Source organism: Psychrobacter sp. TB20-MNA-CIBAN-0197 (genome assembly GCF_040309765.1).
Taxonomy (GTDB): Bacteria; Pseudomonadota; Gammaproteobacteria; order Pseudomonadales; family Moraxellaceae; genus Psychrobacter; species Psychrobacter submarinus.
Window position 1 is genome coordinate 1 of sequence record NZ_JBEOPC010001368.1, and the last position, 237, is coordinate 237.

The 237-nt window shown below is 42.6% G+C and carries 1 pseudogene; it reads left to right on the forward strand.

The annotated features are described in order from the left end of the window. A pseudogene (locus AAEY83_RS18430) lies at nt 1-237 on the forward strand (translational GTPase TypA); the annotation flags it as partial.

The following is a 237-nucleotide window of genomic DNA, read 5'->3' on the forward strand; positions in this document are numbered from 1 at the left end:
GTGTTGCTGGTCTAGAAGCCGATAGCTTGGCTGATGACATGACACCACTTTTCAAAACTATCGTTGACGTTGTGCAGCCACCACAAGTGGATGCAGATGCGCCTTTCCGTATGCAAATCTCAAGCCTTGATTTTAATAGCTTTGTTGGTGTTATTGGTATTGGTCGTATTCAACGCGGTAAGATTAAAACAAATACTCAAGTAACGATCATTGATAAGCACGGTAACACGCGTAATG